This is a genomic window from Elusimicrobiota bacterium, from assembly GCA_026388095.1.
In the GTDB taxonomy this organism is placed as follows: domain Bacteria; phylum Elusimicrobiota; class Elusimicrobia; order UBA1565; family UBA9628; genus UBA9628.
In genome coordinates this window covers 1-5,120 of record JAPLKL010000072.1, presented here as the reverse complement: position 1 = coordinate 5,120, position 5,120 = coordinate 1, and the positions used below count along the sequence as shown (strand labels likewise).

Here is a 5,120-nt window from a genome sequence, read left to right as displayed (position 1 = left end):
TGATGTCTCTGAACAGGCTGTAAAGCCGCGCAAGCCGAATCAACGAGGCCTGCTGCCGATTTTCCGTCGGACAATCCCGACCGGAGGCTGTTTCATCAGGGCTTGTTGCGTCGCGCGACGGATTTTCCCCGGACAGGAGTGGTGGCCGGCCACAGTTGGTATACGCACAAAGCGCGCGATCAGAGATCCCTGGCGAGTTTTTCAGCCGCTACTAGCGCGCCAAGCGCGCCGCGGCCTCCGGGCCCAGCCAAAGGGCCCGCAGGTAGGGCTCGTGGCGGCGCAGCCCGCGGGCCCGCGCCAGCATGTCCTTGGCGACAGCGCGCGCGGCGCGGGCGTCACCGAGGTCCGGGACCGGCCGGCCCAGCGCCGCCGCGAGCAGAGCCGGCGATAGGCCGCGCAGCGCCTCGCCCGGAGCGGCCCCCAGCAAGGCCCGGTTGCATGCCGCCCACTCGAAATCGTGCTGGCCATGCCCGGCCCGGCGCGCGGCCGCCAGGTCCCTGAGCGCCGCGCGCGCGCGGCCGCAGCGGCGGTTGAGCTCTCCTCGCCAGAGATACGCCTCGGCGTCCTTCGAACCGGGCACGATGGCGCGGTCCAGGTCTTGCCGGGCCCGACCCAGGCGGCCCATGAGCATCTGGGCGGCCCCGCGCCAGCAGAGAGCCAGCTTCGCTCCTGACTCCACGGCGCGGTCCAGGTCCGCCAAGGCGGCCGCGGCCTGGCCGAGCCAGAGCCTCGCTTCGCCTCGCCAGGCCCAGACCTCGCAGGCGGCTCCGACGCGCGCCGCGTCGGCCTCGGCCGCGTCGAACCTTTCGAAGGCCTCTTTGCGCCGGCCCAGGCAGAGCAGGGCCTCGGCCAAGTGGCAGCGCGACTTCCAGTCCGCGGGCCGCGAGCGCAGCGCGGCCGCGAACTCCGCGACGGCCGCCTCATAGCGGCAGTCCAGCAGCAAGGCCAGCCCGGTCACGTAGCGCATCCAGCCGTAGCGCGCCTCGGAGAAGCGCGCCAGGTCCCCGGACAGAGCCCCGGCCTCGGCGTAGCGGTTGCGGCGCAGGAGCAAGGAGGCCCGGAAGAAACAGGGCCAGGGTGAGCGGGGCCGGGCCAGCGCCTGCCGCTCCACGGCCCGCAGGTGGGCCGCGTAGAAGGCGTCGTCATGCTGGCGCAGCCAGTTCTCCGGCCAGGCGCGGGAGAGCAAAGCCAGGCCCTCGGGGTCCAGCCGCTCCAGGGACCGCTCGGCTTCGGCCGCGGCGCGGCGGTAGTCCTGCAGACAGACCCAGGCCAGCACGGGGCTGGCTCCGTCGCTCGCGGACCGCGCGCGGCGGCCCAGGTAGCGCCGCAGGCAGCGGCGCATCTGCGTCCAGCGCCCGGCCTGGCCGTGGATCCAGCCCAGCCGGAAGTCCCACAGCGCCTCCCGCGGATCGAGCCGCCCGGCCCGACCGACCCAGAGCGCGGCTTCATCCAGACAGCCCCGGCCTTTGGCGGCCTCCGCCAGCCTCTGGCAGGCCGCTACGCTCCTGCCATCCAGCTTCCAGGCGCGCAGGTAATGGCGTCTCGCCTCCGGCGCCAGGCCCCGGCGCTGGTAGAGGTCTCCCAATTGGACCGCGGTGGCCGAATCGTAGAGCCGCGCGCGTCCGGCTCTGGCCCAGCAGCGCAAGGCCTCCTCGCCGCGGCCGCGCCGCTCCAGGAGCTCGCCCAAAGCGATGTGCGGCCAGGGCAGCTGCGGCTCGAGCCGTGCGGCCCGGCGAAAGCTCGCCGCCGCCGCGTCCAGGCGGCCCTGGCCGAGGAGGATCTGGCCCAGGGCATGATGGGCCTGTCCGAGGTGGGAGGACTCGGCCGCGAGCCGGCGCAGGATGGCTTCGGCCTGCCGCGTCTGGCCGGCGCGCCTCAGGATATCGGAGAGCGCCAGATATATGGGATGGGGTTCGGCCGACCGTCGGGCGGCGCCGCGCAGCAGGCGCAGGGCCAGGGCGGTGCGTCCCGCGGCGGCGTAGGCCTGGCCCAGCGCGCAGGCGAGCCACTCTGCGGTCTCGCCGCCGCGCAGGGCCGCCTCGAAGCGGCTCGCGGCACGCGCGTACTGGCCGCGGTTGAAGAGCGCCACGCCCGCCTGGGCGCTGTCGAGCTGCTTAGGCCGTGACCTTGGGGGGATTGCAGGCCACCTTCGCCAGACCGGGCCGCTTCGCCAGCTCCCGGCAGAAAGCCTCGTCGCGCATGCTGTTGCGGTAGTCCGGCGACTGGAAGCGGTAGGTGAAGCGCGTGTGGACGTCGTAGTTGCCCGCCATGATGGCCACCACGTCCTCGATGAAGACGCGCTCCTCGTCCGTGGGGATGACGAAGACCTTGGTCGCCGAGCCCGCAGCCGAGATGTCGCACTCGGCGTTGCGCGTGTGGGTCAGGCCGTTCTTCTCGGGGTCGACCTTGATGCCCAGGCAATCGAGGTCGCGGGTGGCGATGGCCCGGATCTGGTCGCTCATCTCGCCTACCCCGGCGGTGAAGACCACGGCGTCGAGCCCGCCCACCGCGGCCGCATAGGCGCCGATGTACTTCCGGATGCGGTAGCCTTCCACCTGCAGGGCCAGCGCCGCGCGGGCGTCGCCCTTGGCCGCGGCCTCCTCCACGTCGCGGCGGTCCGTGTAGCGGCCGGTGATCCCCAGCACGCCGCATTTCTTGTTGAGCAGCGAGTCCATCTCCTTGGCGGAGATGCCCTCCTTCGCCATGACGAAGAAATCGATGGCCGGGTCGTGGTCGCCCGCGCGCGTGCCCATGACCAAGCCCTCCAGCGGCGTCATGCCCATGGACGTGTCGTAGGAGAGCCCGTTCTGGACCGCGTTGATCGAGGCCCCGTTGCCGATGTGGCAGATGACCAGGTTGCACTTGAAGGGGTCCTTCTTGAGCAGCACGGCCGCGCGCTTGGCGTTGTAGAGGAACGAAGTCCCGTGGAAGCCGTAGCGCCGCACGCCGTATCTCTCGTACCAGGCGTAGGGCAGGGCGTAGATGTATGCGTGGGCCGGCATGGTCTGGTGCCAGGCCGTGTCCATGATGGCCACGTGGGGGATGTCCGGCATGAGGTCCTTGGCCGCCTCGATGCCCATGATGTTGGGGGGGTTGTGCAGGGGCGCCAGAGCCGAGATGCCCTTGAAGGCGGCGATGGCCTCGTCATCGATGAGCACCGACTTGGCGAATTTCTCGCCGCCGTGGACCACGCGGTGCCCCACGCCCCTGATGCTCTTGGTGTCGGCGATGACGCCGTGCTCGGGGTGGGTCAAGGTGTCCATGACCAGCTTGATCGCCATCTTGTGGTCCGGGCATTCGCTCTTGATGGTGAGCTTGTCCCGGCCGGGCACTTCATGGACGATGAAAGACCCCCCCACGGTCACGCGCTCGACGATCCCCGTGGACAGGGCCTCCTGCCTCTCCCAGTCGTAGAGGCGATATTTGACGGAGGAACTGCCGCAGTTCAGGCAGAGTATGCGCATGGGGAAGGGGCTCCTTGGCCGTGAAGCGTCATCCCATTCTATCAAATCCGGCAACTATTAGAGCCGCTAATGGACCAGGGAGTGCAGCGCCCAGAAGACGGCGACCCCGGCGCCGAAGGACGCGAAGGCGGGGAAGTCGGCGGCCTTGTGCAGGCGGGGCGCGAACTCGGCCGCGCTCAGGTACAAGAACGAGCCGCCGGCCACGCCCAGGAGGACGGCGATGAGGCTGGGGCTGAAGCTGGCGAGGCCGACGGCGCTCGCCGCGCAGCCCAGCGGGGTCGCCGCGGCCATGACCGCCAGTCCCAGGAGACTGCGCGTCCGGGAATAGCCGGCCTGCTGGAACAGCGAAGTCAGAGTGAACCCATCCATCAATTTGTGCAGGGTCATGGCCGCGCCCACGGCCAAGCCGGCGCCGGCCGTGGCCGTGAAGGCGATCGCCAGGTTGAAGCCGTCCATGAAGGAGTGGATGAAGAGCCCGGCCAGCGCGGCCCAGCCCAGCAGATGGGTGTGGCACTCCTCGAGGTACTCGGTGCAGGAGTCGACCATGGTGAAGTTCTGCATGACGTAGAAGAGGACGAAGGCGCCCATGGCCCCGACGCCGGCCAAGGTCGGATGGTACTTCCACGCCTCGGGCAGGATGTCCAGGAAGGTGACCGCGACCAGGATCCCCGAGCGGAACGCGAAGAGCCGCCGCAGGCTGGGCCGGGAGAGAAGGTTCTGGGCCAGGGGGACCAGGCCGCCCAAGCCCGTGGCCAGCAGGCCCAGCGTGATGAACAAGACGAGCATGCCGGAGATTCTAGTATAATGGCTCGCCATGACCCAACTCGTGGGATTCTTGCGCGGCGTGGACCTGGGTCTCTTCCATCGCATCAATCAGGTCTGGACGCATCCCTGGCTCGACGCCTTCTTCCCCTGGCTGACCGACCTCGACCGCAACGCCATCGCGGTCTGGGGCGCCCTGCCGGTGGCCCTGGCCTGGTGGCTCTACGTCCAGCGCGGTCGGGCCGTGAAGGCGCTCCTGGCCATGGTCGTGGCCGTGGGGGTCTCGGATGCGGTGGCCCACCGTTTCATCAAACCCTATGTGCACCGCGACCGCCCCACGAGCGCCGGGGTCTCCGTGACCCTGCGCACCCACCGCCCGGGCAGCTACGGCTTCCCCTCCAACCACGCCTGCAACACCTTCGCCGGCGCGACCGTGCTGGGCATGGCCGAGCCGCCCATGCTCTGGCCGGCGCTGGCCGTGGCCGCGCTGGTGGCCTACAGCCGGGTCTATGCGGGGGTCCATTTCCCGGCGGATGTGGCGGCCGGGGCCCTGCTGGGGCTCCTCGTCGGAGGGGCGGTCGGCGCCGGACTCCTCCGGTTCGGAGGCTCGGCGCGCTCGGCGCGCTCCAAGAAGAAAGGTTAGCGCCCCCACCCCCACCCCTTGCGGCGACGCCCCGCGACTGTTAACATAGATGCACCGTGCTCGGCATAACCATGGCCGTCCTCTGTCTGTCCGGGAGCCTGTTGGCCCCCCCGGCCCGCGCCCTCTACGACATCTCCTATTTCCCGGACGAGGAGTTCCAGGGCTACGCGTTGCGCCCCATGCCGGCGCCGCGCCCCGCCACGGATGAGGCCAAAGCCGAGCAGCGCCGCGGCCTGGAGGCCATGGTGCAG

Annotated in this window: 5 protein-coding genes; 2 read left to right on the top strand and 3 right to left on the bottom strand. The window is 70.4% G+C overall.

All coding sequences use genetic code 11. The features are described from left to right. Positions 1–211 precede the first annotated feature (211 nt). From NTY77_18135 to NTY77_18125, 3 genes are all read right to left on the bottom strand, one after another. Positions 212–2,089 (bottom strand): tetratricopeptide repeat protein, encoded by a 1,878-nt coding sequence (locus NTY77_18135; protein ID MCX5797414.1) that lies wholly within the window; start codon positions 2,087–2,089, stop codon positions 212–214. Between the two features lie 25 nt (positions 2,090–2,114). After that, on the bottom strand, positions 2,115–3,464 hold the full coding sequence (locus tag NTY77_18130) for an acetate kinase (GenBank protein ID MCX5797413.1): 1,350 nt from the start codon (positions 3,462–3,464) through the stop codon (positions 2,115–2,117). A 66-nt stretch (positions 3,465–3,530) separates the two neighbouring features. Next, on the bottom strand, positions 3,531–4,250 hold the full coding sequence (locus tag NTY77_18125) for a ZIP family metal transporter (GenBank protein ID MCX5797412.1): 720 nt from the start codon (positions 4,248–4,250) through the stop codon (positions 3,531–3,533). A 28-nt stretch (positions 4,251–4,278) separates the two neighbouring features. Here NTY77_18125 and NTY77_18120 point away from each other — a divergent pair, with 28 nt between their 5' ends. Further along, complete coding sequence (locus NTY77_18120; protein ID MCX5797411.1) at positions 4,279–4,869, top strand: phosphatase PAP2 family protein; 591 nt, start codon at positions 4,279–4,281, stop codon at positions 4,867–4,869. A 56-nt stretch (positions 4,870–4,925) separates the two neighbouring features. Beyond that, positions 4,926–5,120 (top strand): hypothetical protein (locus tag NTY77_18115; protein ID MCX5797410.1); only part of this gene is annotated, 195 nt, incomplete at its 3' end.